Here is a 20,153-nt window from a genome sequence, read left to right as displayed (position 1 = left end):
CCCGCCGGACCGCTAGACCGTCGCCTGTTCGACCCGCTCGGCCGCCAGGCCGTCCGGCTGGGCGGACAGGTAGGCGCCGCCGCAGGCGGTCAGCCGCAGTGCGGTGTCGATCAGCGGGACGTGGCTGAAGGCCTGCGGGAAGTTGCCGACCTGGCGCTTGAGCCGCGGGTCCCACTCCTCGGCGAGCAGGCCGAGGTCGTTGCGCAGCGCGAGCAGCCGGTCGAACAGCTCGCGTGCCTCCTGCACCCGGCCGATCATGGCGAGGTCGTCGGCCAGCCAGAACGAGCAGGCCAGGAAGGCGCCCTCGTGGCCGGAGAGGCCGTCGACGTTGTTGCCGCTCTCGTCGTGGGTCGGGTAGCGCAGCACGAAGCCGTCCTCGGTGGACAGCTCGCGCTGGATCGCCTCGATGGTGCCGATGACGCGCTTGTCGTCCGGCGGCAGGAAGCCGACCTGGGGGATGAGCAGCAGCGAGGCGTCCAGCTCCTTGCCGCCGTAGTACTGGGTGAAGGTGTTGCGCTCCGGGTCGTAGCCCTTCTCGCAGACGTCCCGGTGGATGGTCTCGCGCAGTTCGCGCCAGCGCTCCAGGTGGCCGTCGGAGGGGGCGTCCTCGGGGGTCTGCTCCAGCAGCTTGATCGTCCGGTCGACGGCGACCCAGGCCATCACCTTGGAGTGGACGAAGTGCCGGCGCGGGCCGCGGACCTCCCAGATGCCCTCGTCCGGCTCCTGCCAGTGGTCCTCCAGGTACTCGATCAGGCGCAGCTGGAGGTGGTGGGCGTGGTCGTTGCGGACCAGGCCGGTCATGTGGGCCAGGTGCAGGGCCTCGACGACCTCGCCGTAGACGTCCAGCTGGAGCTGGCCGGCCGCACCGTTGCCGACCCGGACGGGCTGCGAGCCCTCGTAGCCGGGCAGCCAGTCCAGCGAGGACTCGGTGAGCTCGCGCTCGCCGGCGATGCCGTACATGATCTGGAGGTTCTCCGGGTCGCCGGCGACGGCGCGCAGCAGCCACTCGCGCCAGGCCTTGGCCTCGTCGCGGTAGCCGGTGCGCAGCAGCGAGGAGAGGGTGATCGCGGCGTCGCGCAGCCAGGTGTAGCGGTAGTCCCAGTTGCGCTCACCGCCGATGTCCTCGGGCAGCGAGGTGGTGGGGGCGGCGACGATGCCGCCGGTGGGGGCGTAGGTGAGGCCCTTGAGGGTGATCAGGGAGCGGATCACGGCCTCGCGGTAGGGGCCCTGGTAGGTGCACTGGGCGGCCCACTCGTGCCAGAAGTCGGTGGTGGCGTCGAGCATCTCCTCGGCGTCCGGGGCCTTCGGCGCGTCCAGGTGGGAGGCCTGCCAGGTGAGGGCGAAGGCGATCCGCTCGCCGGCGGTGACGGTGAAGTCGGCGTAGGTGGTCAGGTCGCGGCCGTAGGTCTCGGACTCGCCGTCCAGCCACACCGAGTCGGGCCCGGCCACGGCGACGGTGCGGTGGCCGCCTCCGGCCTGCTCGACCCGGTGCACCCAGGGCACGATGCGCCCGTACGAGAAGCGCATCCGCACCGCCGAGCGCATCCGGACGGTGCCGGCCACGCCCTCGACGATCCGGATCACCTGGGGGACGGCGTCGCGGCCGGCCAGCGGGCGCGGCGGCATGAAGTCGATCACCCGGACGGTGCCGCCCTGGGTGTCCCACTCCTGTTCCAGGACCAGTGAGTCGCCCCGGTAGCGGCGGCGGTCGGCGGGCACCGCGGGGGCGGCCGCGGTGGGCGGCGGGACCCTCAGATCGGCGGTGTCGGTGAAGCGGGGGAGGCCGAGGGCGGGGGCGGCCGGGGTGGGGGGTGCCGCGGGGGTGGGGACTTCGGTCGCGACGGCTTCGGCCGGACCGATCCGCCAGAAGCCGTGTTCATCGGTGCCGAGCAGGCCGGCGAACACGGCCGGAGAGTCGAAGCGGGGCAGGCAGAGCCAGTCCACCGCCCCGTCCCTGCTGACCAGGGCAGCGGTCTGCATGTCCCCGATGAGTGCGTAGTCCTCGATACGGCCGGCCACGTGGATCTCCAGTTCGCAATGTGGTCACGACGCATCGGCGATCTGGGGGAGCGAACGGTCTGCGGGGCCGGAGCCCACCCCGGGACGTCCGGCCCGCCGAAGGGTGGTGGCGGGCCTTGCTGGAGTGTCCGCGCGGGGCTCGGTCGAGCCCCTGGGGTGGGAGGGGAGGAGCTGGAATACGGGGAGGTCCGGTCGCGCATCGGGGACCGGGAGTGTCCTGACCTCCCACGCCCTCCGCGTGCTCGTGCTGTCGGCGATGCGTCCGTGCAGCTTACGACGGACGAAAGGGGCGAAGCACGCGGGCGCAGCCTCGTGTGGCGCCACAATTCGGCGGAAATGCCGTGCATCGCGAGGACGCCGGGCAGGATGGTCCGGACGGATCAGTTCCGCCTGGTCCCAGTGGAGGGGCTGTCATGGCCCGAACGGAGTGCTCCGAAGTGGCCCGGTCCGGCCGTGGTGCGACCGGTGTGACGGCTGCGCCGGATGATGCGCCGGTGGTGCGCCCCGCGCACGCCCCCGGGGCGCCGCGAGCGGGCCGGAAGGCGTCCGGGTCGGGTCACTGATACCCTGGTATCCCGTGGACCGGTGGGATCAAACGCCCCGGACCAGCCGAATCGACGACCCCCCGAGTGCCGTGCACCGCACCGCCTCCCGTCGTTCGGCGAGTCGAGAGCATCCCGCCCACGTCACCTTCGACACGCGACCCACGGGAGCCCCCTCTTGGCACAGCCCCATTCCGGCAAGGCAGCGAACGGCCGCGCCGTGACGACCAAGCACCTCTTCGTCACCGGGGGTGTCGCCTCTTCGCTCGGCAAGGGCCTCACCGCCTCCAGCCTTGGCGCGCTCCTCAAGGCCCGCGGCCTGCGCGTCACCATGCAGAAGCTCGACCCGTACCTCAACGTGGACCCGGGCACCATGAACCCGTTCCAGCACGGTGAGGTCTTCGTCACGGACGACGGCGCCGAGACCGACCTGGACATCGGCCACTACGAGCGGTTCCTGGACACCAACCTGCACGGTTCGGCGAACGTCACCACCGGCCAGGTCTACTCCACCGTCATCGCCAAGGAGCGACGCGGCGAGTACCTGGGCGACACCGTCCAGGTCATCCCCCACATCACCAACGAGATCAAGTCCCGGATCCGCCGGATGGCGACCGAGGACGTCGACGTGGTGATCACCGAGGTCGGCGGGACCGTCGGCGACATCGAGTCGCTGCCGTTCCTGGAGGCCGTCCGCCAGGTCCGCCACGAGGTCGGCCGGGACAACGTGTTCTTCGTGCACGTCTCCCTGCTGCCGTACATCGGCCCCTCGGGCGAGCTGAAGACCAAGCCCACCCAGCACTCCGTCGCCGCGCTGCGCAACATCGGCATCCAGCCCGACGCGATCGTGCTGCGCGCCGACCGCGAGGTCCCGCAGGCCATCAAGCGCAAGATCTCGCTGATGTGCGACGTGGACGAGGAGGCCGTGGTGGCGGCGATCGACGCCAAGTCGATCTACGACATCCCCAAGGTCCTGCACGGCGAGGGCCTGGACGCCTACGTGGTGCGCCGGCTCGACCTGCCGTTCCGCGACGTGGACTGGACCACCTGGGACGACCTGCTGCGCCGTGTCCACGAGCCGCAGCACATCGTCAAGGTCGCCCTGGTCGGCAAGTACATCGACCTGCCCGACGCCTACCTGTCGGTGACCGAGGCGCTGCGCGCCGGCGGCTTCGCCAACAACGCCCGGGTCGAGATCAAGTGGGTGACCTCGGACGACTGCGAGACCCCCGAGGGCGCCCGGGCGCAGCTCGGCGACGTGGACGCGATCTGCATCCCCGGCGGCTTCGGCGACCGCGGCGTCAACGGCAAGGTCGGCGCCATCACCTTCGCCCGCGAGAACCGCGTCCCGCTGCTCGGCCTGTGCCTGGGTCTGCAGTGCGTGGTCATCGAGGCGGCCCGCAACCTGGCCGGCCTGCCCGAGGCCAACTCCACCGAGTTCGACGCCGCCGCCAAGCACCCGGTCGTCTCCACGATGGCCGAGCAGCTGGCCATCGTCGACGGCAAGGGCGACCTGGGCGGCACCATGCGCCTGGGCCTGTACCCGGCCAAGCTCGCCGAGGGCTCGATCGTCCGTGAGGTCTACGGCGGCGAGCAGTACGTCGAGGAGCGCCACCGCCACCGCTACGAGGTCAACAACGCCTACCGCGCGGACCTGGAGAAGACCGGCCTGCAGTTCTCCGGCCTCTCCCCGAAGGGCGACCTGGTCGAGTACGTCGAGTACCCGCGCGAGGTGCACCCGTACCTGGTGGCCACCCAGGCCCACCCGGAGCTGAAGTCCCGCCCGACCCGCCCGCACCCGCTGTTCGCGGGCCTGGTCAAGGCCGCCATCGAGATCAAGACCACCGCGGCCGAGTAAGTCGTCGGTCTTACACGGCCGGGCGCCCCCGTCTTTCCCGGGCGGCCGCCGTCCGGCGTTAGATTGTGTCGCACTGACGAAAAGGGGAGAGCGATGGACGAGCAGCGCGACCAGGGGATCGCCGACGTGGCCGAGGAGTGGGAGGTCCGGGAGAGCCGGACGCCGTTCCAGGGCAAGGTCACCGGCGTGCGCAGCGAAGAGGTCCGGATGCCCGACGGCAGCTGGGCCCGCCGCGACTACCAGACCCACCCCGGCTCGGTCTCCGTGCTCGCCCTGGACGCCAAGCAGCGGGTGCTGGTCCTGCGGCAGTACCGCCACCCCGTCCGCCAGCGCCTGTGGGAGCTGCCCGCCGGCCTGCTCGACGTGCCCGGCGAGAACCCGTGGCACGCCGCGCAGCGCGAGCTGTACGAGGAGGCGCACTGCAAGGCCGACACCTGGCGCATCCTCGCCGACTACTACACCTCCCCCGGCGGCACCGACGAGGCGCTGCGGATGTTCCTCGCCACCGACCTCGCGGAGGCCGAGGGCGAGCGCTACGCGGCGCAGGGCGAGGAGCAGGAGATCGAGGTCGCCTGGGTGCCGGTGTCCGACCTGATCCGGCTGATCCACGCCGGGCGGCTGCACAACCCGACCCTGATCACCGGCACGCTCGCCGTGCACGCCGCGCTCACCGGACCGGACGGGCTGGACGGGCTGCGCCCGGCGGACTCGCCCTGGCCGGCCCGGCCCTTCGAGGGGTGAGCGAACGGCCCGTACGCCTCCTGAGCACCCTGCTGTTGATCCGCGAGGGTGATTTACCGGTTCGTACGACCGGATGTCACCTCGGCTGAGCCGGACGGTCGAACTACGCTTCGCAGACAGGGCGCCCGTCCCGGGCCGCCTCCGCTGAGGCCGGATGACGTCGGGAGTGGCACGGGTGGCGAGGAAGACGGCGACGATGGACCCCGGCCCCGACGCGCCCGTCGGGGCCGTTCCGGGCCTCGACCGGCTGCCGGCCGGGCCCGCACTGTTCGTCGGGCGGCGCACCGAGCTGGCCGCGCTGCGGGCGGCCGCCGCGCGCCCGGCCACCGGCCGCAGCCCGGTGCTGGTGCTGGCCGGCCGCCCCGGCTCCGGCCGCACCACGCTGGCGGTCCGCTTCGCCCGCACCGCCGCTGCGGACCACCCCGACGGCGTGCTCTTCGCGCGCCTGTCCGCCCCCGACGGCGGCCGGGTGACGCCCGCCCGGGCCGCCCGGCTGCTGCTGGAGCAACTCGACCCCGAGGCCCCAGTGCCGCTGCCCGGCGCCACCGGGGACGGGCGGGACGAGCCCGCCTGCGTCGCGCTGCGCGAGGCGCTCGTGGGCCGCCGGGTGCTGCTGGTGCTGGACGACGTCCGGGACGCCGGGCAGCTGTGGCCGCTGCTCGCCGACGAACCCGGCTGCCTGGTGCTCGCCACCACCGCCGGGCCGCTCACCGGCATCGAGGACATCGACCCGGTGATCCTCGGCGGGCTCGACCGGCAGGCCTCCGGCGAACTGCTCGCCGACCTGGTCGGCGGCACCCGGATCTCCTGCGACCCGGTCGGCGGCGCCGACCTGGCCGAGGCCTGCGCGGCCCGGCCGGCCGCGCTTCGGCTGATGGCCGGGTGGCTGCGCGGCGACCCGAAGGCGGCCGTCACCGAGGCGGCGCGCGAGCTCACCCGGGTGGTGGGCGAGGAGTCGGCGCGGTCGGCGGCGCCGAAGGGGGAGGGGGAGAAGGCGGAGAAGCCCGTCCAGGGGCCGAAGACCGCCCAGGCGCCGACGCCCGGGAAGGCGGCGAAGCCGGTACCGGGGGCGGCGTCGGGGAAGGCCGCGAAGCCCGTTCAGGGGCTGAAGGCTGCCCAGGCGTCCACGCCCGGGAAGGCCGGGAAGGCCGCGACGCCCTCGCCACCGGGGGAGAAGCCGGCCGAGGGCCCGGCGCCGGAGCCCGCCGCCGCCGAGACGGCCGGGGAGCAAGCGGCCTGGGTGAAGCCCGGCCCGGAGCCGGCCGAGCCGGTGCCCGTCCCCGACAGCGACCCGCTGATCGGCGCGTTCACCCTGCTGTACGGCACCCTCCCGGCCGCCCAGGCGCGGATGCTGCGCACCCTCACCCTGGCCCCGGCGCAGACCGCCGACCCGCGCACCGCCTCCGCCCTGGTCGGCTGCCCGGCACCGGAGGCGGCTGTGACGCTCGCCGCACTGGCCGAACGGGAGCTGCTCGGCCAGGAGGCGCCGGCCGCCGACGGCAGCCCGCGCTACCGGGTGCCCGGCCGTCTCTACCCGAGGCTGGTCCGGCTGCGCGAGCAGGAGGACCGGCCCGCCGAGACCGAGCTCGCCCGGGCCCGGCTGCTGGAGCGGCTGGTCCGGCTCACCGAGTCGGCCCGCGCCCTGCTGGACCCGTCGGGCGGCCCCGGGCCGGACCCGCTGCCCGCCGCCCTGCGGCTGGGCTCGGCGGCGCACGCCCGGGAGTGGCTGCTCGGCGAGCGGGACCTGCTGCTCGGGGCGGTGGCCGACGCGATCGGCCAGGGCGACCTGGACGGTTCGGCGGGCCGGCTGGTCACCGCGCTGCTGCGGACCCTGCCGCTCACCGGCGCCGCCCCCGCCGACCTCTACCGGCTGCACGAACTGGTGCTGACCGTCGCCGAGCGGCACGGCCGACCCCGCCGGGCCTCGGCCGCGCTGCTCAACCTGGGCGACCTGCAGGCCGCCGCGGGCCGCTGGGAGCAGGCCGTCGCGCACTACCGGGCCGCCCTGGAGCACGCCCGCACGGCCGGGGACGAACCGCTCTGCGCCCGGGCCCTGGAGGGCGCCGCCGGCTGCCACCGCGCGCTCGGCGACGCGGTGCGCGCCGCCGACTGGTACGGGCGGGCGCTCGGCCTGCGGCAGTCGATGGGGGAGCCCGCCGCCGAGGCCCGGCTGCTCGCCCGGGTGGCCGAGGCGCACACCGCGCAGCGCCGTTTCGACGAGGCGGACCGCGAGTACCGGGCCGCGCTGGCGGTGCTGCGCAGGCTCGGCGACGAGCGCGGCCGGGAGGCCGTCGGGGCCGCCCTCGCGGACCTGCGGGAACGCGTCGACGCCGGGTGGTGAGGGGTATTTCGGAGGTATTGTCGAAGATGCCCGGTTAACACACCTTTGGTGGGAAGATCGCAAGGGAAGCCTACGAACCTGCCAATGTGTTCGGCAGATTTATTCACTTTGGAAGGCTGACACGCCGACTGGGCTTCATTACACTCGAACTCAGTCGCGCAGCGATCCCCGCCCCGGGCTGCCCCGGAGGCTTCCCCACGTGCGCGTCGCCCGCCGGTCTTCTCCGGTAGGGACCCCCATGGCAAGAGGACGTGTTTAGCCGTGAAGGTCGGCATCCCCCGCGAGGTCAAGAACCACGAGTACCGCGTGGCCATCACGCCCGCCGGCGTGCATGAGCTGGTCCGCAACGGACACTCGGTCTACATCGAGGACAACGCCGGTGTCGGCTCCTCGATCCCCAACGAGGAGTACGTGGCCGCCGGCGCCACCATCCTCCCCACCGCCGACGAGGTGTGGGCCACGGCCGACCTGCTGCTGAAGGTCAAGGAGCCCATCGCCTCCGAGTACCACCGGCTGCGCAAGGGCCAGACCCTCTTCACGTACCTGCACCTGGCGGCCGACCGCGCCGGCACCGACGCGCTGATCGCCTCGGGCACCACCGCCATCGCGTACGAGACCGTGCAGCTCGGCAACGGCGCGCTGCCGCTGCTCGCCCCGATGTCCGAGGTCGCGGGCCGTCTCGCCCCGCAGGTCGGCTCGTACCACCTGATGCGCCCGGCCGGCGGCCGCGGCGTGCTGCCCGGCGGCGTGCCCGGCACCCACCCGGCCAAGGCCGTCGTCATCGGCGGTGGCGTCTCCGGCTGGCACGCGGCCACCATCGCCATCGGCATGGGCTACGACGTGACCCTGCTCGACCGCGACATCAACAAGCTGCGCGAGGCCGACCGCATCTTCGGCACGAAGATCAAGGCCATCGTCTCCAACACCTTCGAGCTGGAGAAGGCCGTCATCGAGGCCGACCTGGTCATCGGCGCGGTGCTGATCCCGGGCGCCAAGGCCCCGAAGCTCGTCACCAACGAGCTGGTCTCCCGCATGAAGCCGGGCTCCGTGCTCGTCGACATCGCCATCGACCAGGGCGGCTGCTTCGAGGACTCGCACGCCACCACGCACGCCGAGCCGACCTTCCAGGTCCACAACTCGGTCTTCTACTGCGTGGCCAACATGCCGGGCGCCGTCCCGAACACCTCCACCTACGCGCTGACCAACGCGACGATGCCGTACGTCGTCGAGCTGGCCAACCGCGGTTGGAAGGAGGCGCTGCGCCGTGACCCGGCGCTCGCCAAGGGCCTGAACGTGCACGAGGGCCAGATCACCTTCCCGGCCGTGGCCGAGGCCTTCGGCCTGGAGTCGGTCTCGCTGGAGAGCGTGCTCGCCTGATCCGGTGATCCAGTGATCTGCTGATCCGGCGATCCGCTGATCTGGCGATCCAGTGATCCGGTAGGCCGCCCGGCGGTCGTTCGCCCCCGACCCGATCCCCTCGGGCCGGGGGCTTCGCCGTGCCCGTGAACGGGTGGTTGAGCGGGCGGGTCGCTCTGTCGTCAATTTCTGTCGGTCGTGTCACCCCACCGCAGAAACGTTAGGGTCAACGGCCTACTCATCCCTTGACATCGGCCCGCCCGATAGTCGACACATCCGGCCCACTACCGTGGATTGTGTTGCTGCGAACGCCTTGAACGGCCTAGAGTCGCAAACCGTCGGCATGCTGCCACGCTGACGAATCGACATAGAGTCCTGGATGCCCAAGGAGGTAAGACGACTTGTGAATGAGTCGACATTTGCTCCCGGGGGTGGTCAGCCAGGACTGGCGGAGCGCACCGCCGGCCAGCCGAGTGAGGAGCCCGGGGCCCGGCAGCCCTCCGTGGGCTCGGCCGAGGTCGGCTCGGTCGCACTCCGTACCTTCGAAGCACGCCAGAACACAGCGCAGGTGACCACGGTGACCGATCACGACGCCGACTTGGCGGCCTACGGCCTGGCCTACGGCGAGTTCGCCTACGGCGCCTACGACGACCCGGACGCCGAGTACGAGCCGGACCCGGAGTACGCCGCCACGCTGGCCCCCGACGCCGCGCGCCAGCGCCGCGAGCGGGTCGGCCCGACCGGCCGCCCGCTGCCGTACTTCCCGATCCCCGCCCCGGTCGCCGAGCACGGCCCCGCGCAGATCATCGCCATGTGCAACCAGAAGGGCGGCGTCGGCAAGACCACGTCGACCATCAACCTGGGCGCCGCGCTGGCCGAGTACGGCCGCCGGGTGCTGCTCGTCGACTTCGACCCGCAGGGCGCGCTCTCGGTCGGCCTCGGCGTCAACCCGATGGAGCTCGACGTCACCGTCTACAACCTGCTCATGGAGCGGGGCCTGACGGCCGATGAAGTGCTGCTCAAGACGGCCGTGCCGGGCATGGACCTGCTGCCGTCCAACATCGACCTCTCCGCCGCCGAGGTGCAGCTGGTCAGCGAGGTGGCCCGGGAGTCCGCGCTGGCCCGCGCGCTGAAGCCGCTGCTGCCCGACTACGACTTCGTCATCATCGACTGCCAGCCCTCGCTGGGCCTGCTGACGGTCAATGCGCTGACCGCCGCTCACAGCGTCATCGTCCCGCTGGAGTGCGAGTTCTTCGCGCTGCGCGGCGTCGCACTGCTGACCGAGACCATCGAGAAGGTGTGCGAGCGGCTCAACCCCGAGCTGCGCCTGGACGGCATCCTCGCGACCATGTACGACTCGCGCACCGTGCACAGCCGCGAGGTGCTGGCGCGCGTCGTCGAGGCGTTCGGCGAGCACGTCTTCCACACCGTCATCGGGCGGACCGTGCGCTTCCCGGAGACCACCGTCGCCGGCGAGCCCATCACCACGTACGCGACCAACTCGGTCGGTGCCGCCGCCTACCGCCAGCTCGCCAGGGAGGTGCTCGACCGGTGCCGCCCCGCCGAGTGAGTCTCCCGGGGGCCGACGAGCTGTTCCGGACCACCGGCGGGATGGCGCTGTCGCCCTCCCTCGCGCCGCGTCCGGCCGCCGAGGCAGCCAGAGCGGAGACCGCGCGGACCGTCCACGGCACGGACGGCGCCGAAGGCGCCGAGGGCGCCCAGGACACCCAGCGCACCGGCGAGGCCGGGCGGCAGCCGTCCCAGGACCAGCAGCCGGCCGCCGGCGCACCGGCGGGCGCCCAGCCGCCCGCCCAGCGCTCCGCCTCGTCAGCCGGGCCCCAGGGCGCCGTGCCGGCCGGCCGCCAGCACCCCGGCGCCGCCGAGGAGCAGGCCGGCGGCACCGGGCGCGCCCGGCCGCGCGGCCGCGCGCCGCGCCGCCCCAGCGGGCGCGAGCGGCACGACGAGAAGATCACCGTGTACGTGTCCGCCGAGGAGCTCATGGACCTGGAGCACGCCCGGCTGGTGCTGCGCGGTGAGCACGGCCTGGCCGTGGACCGCGGGCGGATCGTCCGGGAGGCCATCGCGGTCGTCCTGGCGGACCTGGAGCAGCGCGGTGAGGCCTCCATCCTGGTCCGGCGGTTGCGCGGCCGCTAGGCCCCTTCCCGGGCGTCGGCAGTGCCTCTGGTGCTGCCGGTGCGGTGCCTCCGGTGCGGCGGTCCCGGTGTGGCATCCCCGGCGTGGCATCCCTGGTGTGGCGTGTCGGCGTCCTGCGGTGTCGACGGCGTGTCGACGGCCCCGGGGGCGGGGCGGGCGGCCGGGCCGGGTGAAGATGGATCGTCATGCCGAGCACCGCCGAACCACCCACCACCGCCGTGAACGCGACCGAGGAACAGCCGCGGGGCGGTTTCCGGGTGCGGCTGGACAACTTCGAAGGCCCCTTCGACCTGCTGCTCAGCCTGATCGCGAAGCACAAGCTCGACGTCACCGAAGTGGCGCTGGCCACCGTCACCGACGAGTTCATGGCACACATCCGGGCGATGGGCCCGGACTGGGACCTGGACGCGGCGACCGAGTTCCTGGTCGTCGCCGCGACCCTGCTCGACCTCAAGGCCGCCCGGCTGCTGCCCGCCGCCGAGGTCGAGGACGAGGAGGACCTGGCGCTGCTGGAGGCCCGCGACCTGCTGTTCGCCCGGTTGCTGCAGTACCGGGCGTACAAGCGGGCGGCGGCTCTCTTCGGCGAGCGCTGGGCCGCCGAGCTGGCCCGACGCCCGCGCACCGTCGGGCTGGAGCCCCGGCATGCCGGGCTGCTGCCCGAGGTGGTCATCACCATCGGCCCGGAGCGGCTCGCGGAGCTGGCGGCCAGGGCCATGGAACCCAAGCCGAAGCCCGTCGTGTACGTCGACCACATCCACAGCCCGCCGGTCAGCGTGCGCGAGCAGGCCGGGCTGGTGGTCGGGCTGCTCACCGAGCTCGGCGAGGCGTCGTTCCAGCGGCTGGTCGCGGACGCGCCGGACGAGCTGGTGGTCGTCGCCCGTTTCCTGGCGCTGCTGGAGCTGTACCGGGAGCGGGTGCTGGCCTTCGAGCAGCCGGAGGCGCTGGGTGAACTGCTGGTGCGCTGGGTGGCGGAGGCGGACCGGGGCGCGGTCGAGGTGACGGACGAGTTCGACCGGCCGGTGGGCGAGCGGGAGCGGGAGGAGAGCCGATGAGTGGTGGGAACGGGAGCCCGAGTGGGAGCGGGAGCCTGAGTGGGAGCGGCGGGGGCGGCGGGCGGCCGGTGCGGCGCCCGCTCGGGCTGCCGGGGCGGCCGCGGGCCGGGGAGTGGCTGGAGCCGGCCTTCGAGCTGCTGCCGGAGCCGGTGGTGGGGCCGGTGGTGGGGCCGGTGGTGGGGCCGGTGGTGGGGCCGGTGAAGCCGGTGGCGGCGTCCGTGGGTGTCTCGTCGGAGGGCGAGGCCCGGGTCGTCCACCAGAAGTCGGCCCCGTCGACTTCCGGCGTCGCTGATCTGGTCGGCGTCGCCGATCCGGCCGAGGGTGCTGATCGGGCCGAGGGTGCTGATTCGGCCGAGGGCGAGGAGGTGGCCGGGGCCGGACTGAAGGCCGAGCTGGAGGCGATCCTGATGGTCGTCGACGAGCCGGCCGGGGAGGAGCGGCTGGCCGGCGTGCTGGAGCGGCCCCGGGCGCAGGTGGCCGCGACGCTGCGCGAACTGGCCGCCGAATACACCGCCCAGGGCCGCGGATTCGACCTGCGGCTGATCGCCGGCGGGTGGCGGTTCTACAGCCGGGACACCTGCGCTCCGGCCGTCGACCGCTTCCTGCTGGACGGCCAGCAGACCCGGCTCACGCAGGCCGCACTGGAGACCCTGGCGGTCGTCTCCTACCGGCAGCCGGTGTCCAGATCGAGGGTTTCCGCCGTCCGCGGTGTGAACTGTGACGGCGTGATGCGTACCCTGGTACAGCGAGGACTGGTGGAAGAGGCCGGATCCGAGCCCGAAACAGGTGCGATCCTGTATCGGACGACGAACTACTTCCTGGAACGGATGGGGCTCCGCGGCCTGGACGAGCTGCCGGAGCTTGCTCCCTTCCTGCCCGAGGTCGACGACGTGGAAGCGGAGTCCCTGGAGGGCACGATGATCGCGGAGGCGGTCGCCGCCGCTGCCGTGAAGGCCGTGGACGGCAGTGGCGAGGCCGGTCGGGCTGCGCCTGATCGGTAGGGGGCGGTGAGGTCGGCCGAAACGACCGCACATCCCAGACGGTAACGACGTACGGACACTTTGATGCGTAGCAGTGGCAACGGCAGGAACGGCAGCGGCGGCGGCAGTGGTCGCAGCGGACAGGGCGGGGGCCGGGGCGGCGGCTCCTACGGCGGCAGCGGCAGCGGTCGCAGCGGATCGGGCTCCGGCTCGGGCTCCGGCTCGCGCGGGGGTTCGTACGGCGGCGGGTCCGGTTCGGGTTCGCGGAGCGGCTCGTACGGCGGCGGGTCCGGCTCGGGCTCCGGCTCGCGCGGCGGCTCCGGCTCGGGCTCCGGCTCGTACGGGCGTGACAGCCGCCGGGACGACCGGCGTGACGACAACCGGTACCCGGACCGCCCGCTGCGGCCCGAGGAGCGGCGCTACGACCGCCCCGAGTACGGCGGCGGCCCCAACGCCACCCCCGCCCGCGGCGGCTTCTCCGGGCGTCGCCCCAGCCCGGCCCCGCGCCCGCGCCGTGAGGGCCAGGGCGCCCCGGGCGACCCGCGCCGCCAGCCGCAGCGCTCGCGCGAGCTGCAGGCCAAGATCGAGGACGCCGTCCTCGCCCGGCACGACAAGCCGGCCGTCAAGCTGCCCAAGACCTTCGGCGAGCCCGAGGGCGAGCGCCTGCAGAAGGTGCTGGCCCGGGCGGGCATCGGCAGCCGCCGCGCCTGCGAGGAGCTGATCGAGCAGGGCCGGGTCCAGGTCAACGGCAAGCTCGTCACCGAGCAGGGCAAGCGGGTCGACCCGCAGAACGACGAGATCAAGGTGGACGGCCTGACCGTCGCCACCCAGTCGTACCTGTTCTTCGCGCTCAACAAGCCGGCCGGCGTGGTCTCCACCATGGAGGACCCGGACGGGCGCCAGTGCCTCGGCGACTACGTGACCAACCGGGAGACCCGGCTGTTCCACGTCGGCCGTCTGGACACCGAGACCGAGGGCATCATCCTGCTCACCAACCACGGCGAGCTGGCCCACCGTCTCACCCACCCCCGGTACGGCGTGACCAAGACCTACCTGGCCGCCATCCAGGGCCCGATCCCGCGCGACCTGGGCAAGCAGCTGGCGCAGGGCATCGAGCTGGAGGACGGCTTCGCGCGCGCCGACAGCTTCAAGGTGATCTCCAACGTCGGCAAGAACTACCTGGTCGAGGTGACCCTGCACGAGGGTCGCAAGCACATCGTCCGCCGGATGCTGTCCGAGGCCGGCTTCCCGGTCGAGAAGCTGGTGCGCACGCACTTCGGCCCGATCGCGCTGGGCGACCAGAAGTCGGGCTGGCTGCGCCGTCTGACCAACCCCGAGGTCGGTCAGCTGATGCGCGAGGTCGGTCTGTAGACCGGTCGGTATATTCCGTTCGGGCTATATAGACCGGTCGGTATATTCCCGCTGGAGTCTGTAGACCGGTCGGTATATTCGGGCTTCTGTCGAGGGCCTCCCCGTCGAAAGGCGGGGAGGCCCTCGGTCGTCCGGCGGGGGTGGGCGGGGTGCGAGGCGGGCCGCAACCCCTGGTCACGGCCTTGTCAGTGCCATGATCTGTGGCAGAGGATTGCCACCGGACCACCACCCGCCCAGTGGCGGGACTGCGCCAAGGCCGGCGCCGGTGGGGGGCGAACGGGGGAGACGGCGTCGTGTCGGATGCACCACTCAGCGCACTGGGACTGGCCGAGCCGGACGGACAGGTCTACGCGGCGCTGGTGGCCAATCCGCAGTCCACCGCGGAGGAACTGGCCGAGGGCTGCGGCCTGACGCTCCAGCAGAGCGTGCGCGCCCTGGACCGCCTGGCGCAGCAGGGCATGGCGACCCGGGCGCCGGTGGACCGGCAGCGCTACCTGCCGGTCGCCCCCGATGTCGCGATCGGCACCCTGATCGGCCACCGAGAGTCCGAACTGCGGCACGCCCGGGCCGAGATGCACCGCCTGATGGACGCCTTCCGGGAGGCTTCGCGGTACACCGATCCGGCGCACTCGGTGGAGGTACTGACCGGTGGCGAGGCGATCGCGCAGCGGCTGGAGCACATCACCGAGACCAGCCAGTACCAGGTCCGTGGCTTCGACCGCCCGCCGTACATCCAGGATCCGGTGACCCCGATCCCGTTGCAGCGGCGGCGGTTGCGGGAGGGGCTGCGGCTGCGGACCGTCTACGACCGGGACGCGGTGGCCTGGCCGGGCCGGCTGGAGCGGAACATCCTGGCCGGGGTCGCGGACGGCGAGGAGGCCCGGGTCCGGCCGTCGCTGCCGATGAAGATGATCATTTCGGACGACCGGATGGCGATCATCCCGATCAGCGTGGGCGACAGCGTCCTCGACGCCGCGTACGTCATCCACCCCTCCGCGCTGCTCCAGGCGCTGGACACGCTGTTCGAGGCGGAGTGGGAGCGCGCCGTCCAGTTGCAGGCCGCGATCGGCACCGGGGACGCGACGCTGGAGCCGGAGGCCGACCACCGCAAGCTGCTGGGCCTGCTGGCGGCCGGCCTCACCGACGAGTCGATCGCCCGGTCGCTGGGCTGGAGCGCCCGCACCACGCAGCGCCGGTTGCAGAGCCTGATGCGCTCGCTGGGCGCCACCACCCGCTTCCAGGCCGGTATGGCGGCCCGGGAGCGGGGCTGGTTGTGAGCTGGCCGACCGGCTGGTTGTGACCGGGGCTGGTTGTGCACCGGGCCGGGTGGGCCGTCGGGGTCGGCCGTCGGGGGTGGGCCGTCGGGGGTTGGGCGTCAGCTCCAGGGGGTGAGGGCGGCCCAGCGGCCGTCCGGGCCGCGTTCGACCTTCAGCAGGCCCTTGACGGCGGAGCGGTTGAGCCGTCCGTAGACGTGCGGGAACAGCAGGCCGGGGGTGGCCCCGGGCGGCGGTGCGCCGTGCGGGGCCTCCCACTTGACCATCGGTTCCACCTGTGACTCCTCGATCAGCAGCGCCATCAGTGGGTCGGGAGTGTCGGCGAAGAAGGCGTTGGCCACCGCGAGCGCCGTCTGTTCGTCCGCCGAGCAGTGGATGAACCCGTCGGTGAGCAGCGACGCGGTGGTGTACGGCCGACCGGGGTCGGACAGCCAGTCGTCCAGGGGTGCGAGGTGGAGGATCATGTTCCTGTTCTACCCGGTTTGGTCCTGAGCGGTCGTCACGAGCGGACCGGTGTTCGGACGGCGGCGGAGGCCGGGCTCCTCAGAGCCCGGCGACCTTGGCGGTGGCGGAGACCTCGTAGACGAGCGTGACCGTCCGACGGGCGCCGGGCCCGAGCGGGACGTCCCAGCGGAGGATGCCCTCGGCGTCGAAGGCGTCCGGCGACGGGGAGCACTCCTCCTTGCGCAGCCGCACCTCCACCGCCGACACCTCGGAGACCGGCACCCGCTCGCGGACCGCGACGACCTGCTCGTCCCGCTCCTCCGGGCCGGAGAAGCGGGAGAGGTGCAGCCGCACCGTCCGGGTGGTCGTCTGGCGGCCGGTGAGCCCGGCGGTGGCCTGGCGCTCCTCGGCCTCGCGGACCACCCGGTAGCCGTCCGAGCTGCCGAACGCCAGCTCGGCGTCGGCCCCGGCGGCGGTGAAGCCCAGCTCGCCCCGACCGGTGAAGCCGCTGCCGCGGACCAGTTCGACCGGACCCGCCAGCAGCGGGTGCCCGGCCGCGTTGCGGAACCGGACCACCTGGGTCACCAGCGGGGACAGCTCCGGCGCGCACGCGTACTCGCTGCTCGCCTGCCCGGTGAAGGTGCCGAGCGGCACCCGGTGCGCCCGGCCGTCGGAGGGCACGGTGGCCGGGGCGGGCGCGGGCAGCACCCGGACCTCCCCGCCGTCGTCCACCCCCGGCACCCCGGCGGCCGGGCCGAGCGCGCTGATCGCCTCCTCGCGCAGCTCCACCTCGACCGTGCGGCGCTCCTCCGTGGTGCGCTCGCGCAGCATCAGGACGTCCTCGGCGACGGCGGGCGGGTCGGTGGCGAGGGCCGAGCGGGCGGTGGAGAAGGTGAGCCGGACGCCGGTCCAGTCCTCGCCGGTGCGCTGCCAGACCACCGCCTCCGACTCCAGTCGCAGGCTCCCGTCGTCCAGGGTGGCCCGGTACGAGGGGCGCCAGAGGGCGCACGGCACCAGGTGGGTGACGGCCAGCCCGCTCGGGCCGGGCTGCGCCGCCTCGACGGTGAGCTCCAGGTGGGCGACCAGTTCGGCCGGTTCCTCCTCGGCCTGGTCGAGGGCGATCAGGGCCTGCGAGCGCTCCTGGTCCAGGCGGCGCAGCCGGGAGTGGGTGGTCCGCAGCTCCTCGCCGTGGCGCTCGCGTTCGGCGTCCACCCGGTCCAGTTCGCGGGCCCAGCGGGTGCGTTCGAGCTCGCCGATCCCGGCGCCCTCGCCGATCTCGCGCAGCAGGTCGGCGGAGAGCTGGGCGAGCAGCGCCAGCCGGGCCTCCAGGCGGGCGCGGGTCTGATCGGCGAGGCGGCTCGCGGTCTCCAGCTCGTGCAGCCGGTGGCGCAGCCGGGAGTCCTCCGGGCCGGGCGGCAGCGGGGCGCGGGGGATCCAGTCGCGGACGATCCGGGCGTCCAGCACGCGGGTGCCGGGGGCGGTGGTCTCGACGCGCAGGGTGCGGTCGACGGCGAGCGCGGTGAGCGGGCCCAGGCGCAGCCGCTGGACGCCCGCGGCGAGGTCGACGCTGGCGGTGCGTTCGACCTGGCTGCGGTCCTCCAGGCAGGTGACGGCGGTGACGGGGAGGGGGATGGTCGTTCCGGTCATCGTTCAGTTCCTCCGGTTTCCACCGACGATGGCCTTTCCGGCCGGGATCTTGATCTGGTAGCCGCCGTCCAGGTCGGTGCGGCCGCCGGGCGGCAGCTCGACCCGCCAGAGCCGGGTGCTGGGCGGGCAGTCCGGCGTGGAGACCGCCGGGGCCTGCCAGTCGGCCCGCTCCTCGATCCGGATCTCGGCGTCGGAGGTGACCGGCACGCGCTCGCGGACCTCCACGGTGACGGTGCGGCCGAGCCGGTTCGCCAGCTGGACGTGCACCCGGTGGTCGAGCACGGTGCTGCTGCTCAGCATGCCCGCGGTGGACTCGTGCAGCTCGGTGCGGCGCGCCACCTCGATGCTCTCGGTGACCCCGATGCCCAGGCTCCGCAGCCCGCCCGGGGCGAGGGTGGGCAGGGCGGCGGTGAGCAGGAACTCGTCGTCGACGGTGACCTCGACCGGGCCGGCCAGCACGGCGCGGTCGGTCCGGTTGGCGAGCACCAGGGTGGCGTACACCTTCTCCTCGACGGCGGGGACGGTGACGTACTCCGGGCGGACGGACACCGGGATCTCGTCGATCGTGACGGTGTGCCAGGTGCCGTCGGACGGGATGTCGGCGGGGGCGGCGGAGTCGAAGCGGTGGTCGAAGGAGCCTGCCGACTCGCGGGGCGGGACGGCGTGCCGGGGGAGCGCCAGGTGGCGTACCCGCTCGCCGCCGGTGCCGCCCGGGACCATCGCCGCCGGCCCGTAGTGGTCGGCCTGCTCGGCTTGCTCGGCCTGGGGGTGCAGGGTGCCGCGGTGGGTGGCGGGTGCGTCGGGGCCGGCCAGGACGAGGCCGGGGTAGTCGAGCAGGGAGGCGTCCGGGGCGAAGCCGATGCCGGGGGCCTCGGTGCCGCCGCCGCTTCGGCGGGAGCGGCGGGCGAGCGGGTGCAGGTCCGGCGGGGGTGCGCCGCCCGGCGCCACGGGGGCGGGCGGCGGCGCGGAGGCCTGGGGCATCGAGGCTTGGTACATCGAGGCTTGCGGCAGGGGGGCTTGGGGCATCGGGGCGGCGGCGGGCGCACCGCCGTATCCGGCGAAGCCGCCCGGGGCGGGCGGGGGCGCCGGGACGGGTTCGTCGATGTCCAGGGTGCCGCCGCGCCCGGCGGGGGCGGCCAGCCGGGCGGCGTCGGCCACGAGGCCGGCGTCGGCAGGCCGGGGACCGGCGGGCCGGGCGCCGCCGAGGCGGTTGAGCCGGGCGGTTGAGCCGTACGGGCCGGGCGCCGAGGCGGCGAGCGGGGCCTTGCGGCGCGGGGCCGAGCGGGCTCCGGCGCCGGCGTCGTCGTAGCCGGTGAAGAGGTCGGCCAGGCCGGCCGGGGGCTCGCGCCAGCCGGACGGCGGCGGGGCGGGCTGGCTGCGGCCGATCCGCAGCGAGCGGAGCCGGGGCAGGTCGGTGCGGCGGTCGAGGTCGGCGGTGGAGAGGGCGAGCCGGACGCCGGTCCAGTCCTCGCCGGTCTGCTGGGCGACGGAGGCGCGCAGGACGAGCCGGCCGGTGTCGGCGCCGTGGCGGTAGGAGAGGCGGTAGGCGGGCACCCAGCGGGCGGCGGGGACGCCGTACTCCAGCTCGATGTCGAGCCGGGCGGGGGGCTCCTCGGGGGCCGGGGCCGGGGCTGGGGCTGGGGCGACGGGCTCCCGGGCGGGTTCCGGGGCGGGCTGTGCGGTGAGTGCCGAGGCCGGTGCGGTGGTGAGGGTGAGCAGGACGGTGGCGGCGGTCCCGACCGGGTGGGCGGGGCCGGCGGTGGACGCGCGGTCCAGTCGGTCGGCGGCCAACTCGCGCTCGTGGTCAGCGAGTTCGACCTCCCGGGTGAGCTCTTCGGCGCGCCGCTGGAGCCGGGTCAGGCGCTCGTCGACGAAGTCGGCCAGCTCCAGCCAGGCGTCGGCGGGCGTCCGCCGCAGCGGCTCCTCGCGCCGCCGCTGCGGCGGTACGGCGCGTAGGGCGGAAGTCTCGGCGATCGCGGTCAGGACCAGTCGGCGGCGCTCGTTGAGTGCGCCCTGGCGCTCCATGGCCTCGTCCAACTCGCGGCGGAGCCGGGGGAGTTCGGTCGGCTCGTGGAACTCGGCGAGCAGCTCCAGCCGGGCCTCGGTGACCGCCGTCCCGCTCGGGCCGTCGAGCACCCGGGCGCGCAGCGAGCGGCCGTCCAGGGAGGAGGGCAGGCCGGTCAGCCGCAGCCGGCCGTCGGCCGGGAGCGGGACGCTGGCCCGGCGGCGGCACACCGCGCCCTCGGCGTAGACCACGACGGAGTCCAGGACCGACGGGTGGGCGGGGACGGCGGGGGGCTTCGGGGGCCCGGCCTCGCTGACGTGGCGGTCCTCGCCGTTCTGCTGATCGTCGCCGCTGTGCTGATCGTCCATG

General features: G+C 73.9%; 14 protein-coding genes. 10 read left to right on the top strand and 4 right to left on the bottom strand.

The annotated features are described in order from the left end of the window. Nucleotides 1–12: 12 nt before the first annotated feature. Nucleotides 13–2,019 (bottom strand): glycoside hydrolase family 15 protein, encoded by a 2,007-nt coding sequence (locus ACFWPI_RS16940; RefSeq protein ID WP_063349651.1) that lies wholly within the window; start codon nt 2,017–2,019, stop codon nt 13–15. Nucleotides 2,020–2,739: 720 nt separating this feature from the next. On the opposite strand from ACFWPI_RS16940, the gene ACFWPI_RS16935 reads away from it, so the two are divergent. The 10 genes from ACFWPI_RS16935 to ACFWPI_RS16890 all read left to right on the top strand — a co-directional run bounded on the left by ACFWPI_RS16935 (nt 2,740) and on the right by ACFWPI_RS16890 (nt 15,691). Next, nucleotides 2,740–4,419, top strand: coding sequence for a CTP synthase (locus tag ACFWPI_RS16935; RefSeq protein WP_079135937.1), 1,680 nt, complete (start codon nt 2,740–2,742; stop codon nt 4,417–4,419). Between the two features lie 93 nt (nt 4,420–4,512). Then, complete coding sequence (locus ACFWPI_RS16930; RefSeq protein WP_063349653.1) at nt 4,513–5,160, top strand: NUDIX hydrolase; 648 nt, start codon at nt 4,513–4,515, stop codon at nt 5,158–5,160. A 175-nt stretch (nt 5,161–5,335) separates the two neighbouring features. Then, the gene (locus ACFWPI_RS16925) at nt 5,336–7,501 is read left to right on the top strand and encodes an AAA family ATPase (protein ID WP_380380857.1); all 2,166 of its coding nucleotides are present in this window, start codon (nt 5,336–5,338) and stop codon (nt 7,499–7,501) included. Nucleotides 7,502–7,762: 261 nt separating this feature from the next. After that, nucleotides 7,763–8,878 carry an alanine dehydrogenase gene (gene ald, locus ACFWPI_RS16920; RefSeq protein ID WP_063349655.1) on the top strand — a complete coding sequence of 372 codons (1,116 nt, stop codon included), beginning with the start codon at nt 7,763–7,765 and terminating at the stop codon, nt 8,876–8,878. Nucleotides 8,879–9,359: 481 nt separating this feature from the next. Continuing rightward, on the top strand, nt 9,360–10,427 hold the full coding sequence (locus ACFWPI_RS16915; RefSeq protein WP_208869108.1) for a ParA family protein: 1,068 nt from the start codon (nt 9,360–9,362) through the stop codon (nt 10,425–10,427). Continuing rightward, complete coding sequence (locus ACFWPI_RS16910) at nt 10,424–11,011, top strand: hypothetical protein (RefSeq protein WP_380424875.1); 588 nt, start codon at nt 10,424–10,426, stop codon at nt 11,009–11,011. Before ACFWPI_RS16915 ends, ACFWPI_RS16910 begins: the two co-directional genes overlap by 4 nt. Nucleotides 11,012–11,196: 185 nt before the next feature. Next, nucleotides 11,197–12,063 (top strand): ScpA family protein, encoded by an 867-nt coding sequence (locus ACFWPI_RS16905; protein ID WP_079135939.1) that lies wholly within the window; start codon nt 11,197–11,199, stop codon nt 12,061–12,063. Nucleotides 12,064–12,428: 365 nt separating this feature from the next. Next, the gene (gene scpB, locus ACFWPI_RS16900; RefSeq protein ID WP_380371761.1) at nt 12,429–13,064 is read left to right on the top strand and encodes an SMC-Scp complex subunit ScpB; all 636 of its coding nucleotides are present in this window, start codon (nt 12,429–12,431) and stop codon (nt 13,062–13,064) included. A 63-nt stretch (nt 13,065–13,127) separates the two neighbouring features. Continuing rightward, on the top strand, nt 13,128–14,414 hold the full coding sequence (locus ACFWPI_RS16895; protein WP_380371748.1) for a pseudouridine synthase: 1,287 nt from the start codon (nt 13,128–13,130) through the stop codon (nt 14,412–14,414). Nucleotides 14,415–14,707: 293 nt separating this feature from the next. Further along, nucleotides 14,708–15,691: a helix-turn-helix domain-containing protein gene (locus ACFWPI_RS16890; protein ID WP_159398525.1), complete on the top strand. Its 984-nt coding sequence runs from the start codon at nt 14,708–14,710 to the stop codon at nt 15,689–15,691. Between the two features lie 98 nt (nt 15,692–15,789). On the opposite strand, the gene ACFWPI_RS16885 is transcribed toward ACFWPI_RS16890, so the two are convergent. From ACFWPI_RS16885 to ACFWPI_RS16875, 3 genes are all read right to left on the bottom strand, one after another. After that, entirely contained in the window at nt 15,790–16,152 is a 363-nt protein-coding gene (locus ACFWPI_RS16885; protein ID WP_350883713.1) for a DUF952 domain-containing protein, read from the bottom strand. A gap of 79 nt (nt 16,153–16,231) precedes the next feature. Beyond that, nucleotides 16,232–17,779 carry a mucoidy inhibitor MuiA family protein gene (locus tag ACFWPI_RS16880; protein WP_380371744.1) on the bottom strand — a complete coding sequence of 516 codons (1,548 nt, stop codon included), beginning with the start codon at nt 17,777–17,779 and terminating at the stop codon, nt 16,232–16,234. A 3-nt stretch (nt 17,780–17,782) separates the two neighbouring features. Further along, nucleotides 17,783–20,152, bottom strand: coding sequence for a DUF4139 domain-containing protein (locus ACFWPI_RS16875; protein WP_380371741.1), 2,370 nt, complete (start codon nt 20,150–20,152; stop codon nt 17,783–17,785). Between the last annotated feature and the right edge of the window lies 1 nt (nt 20,153).

The organism is Kitasatospora sp. NPDC058492, assembly GCF_042720685.1.
Classification (GTDB): domain Bacteria; phylum Actinomycetota; class Actinomycetes; order Streptomycetales; family Streptomycetaceae; genus Kitasatospora.
The sequence above is the reverse complement of the archived record's forward strand: the minus strand, read 5'-3'. Positions and strand labels throughout refer to the sequence as shown.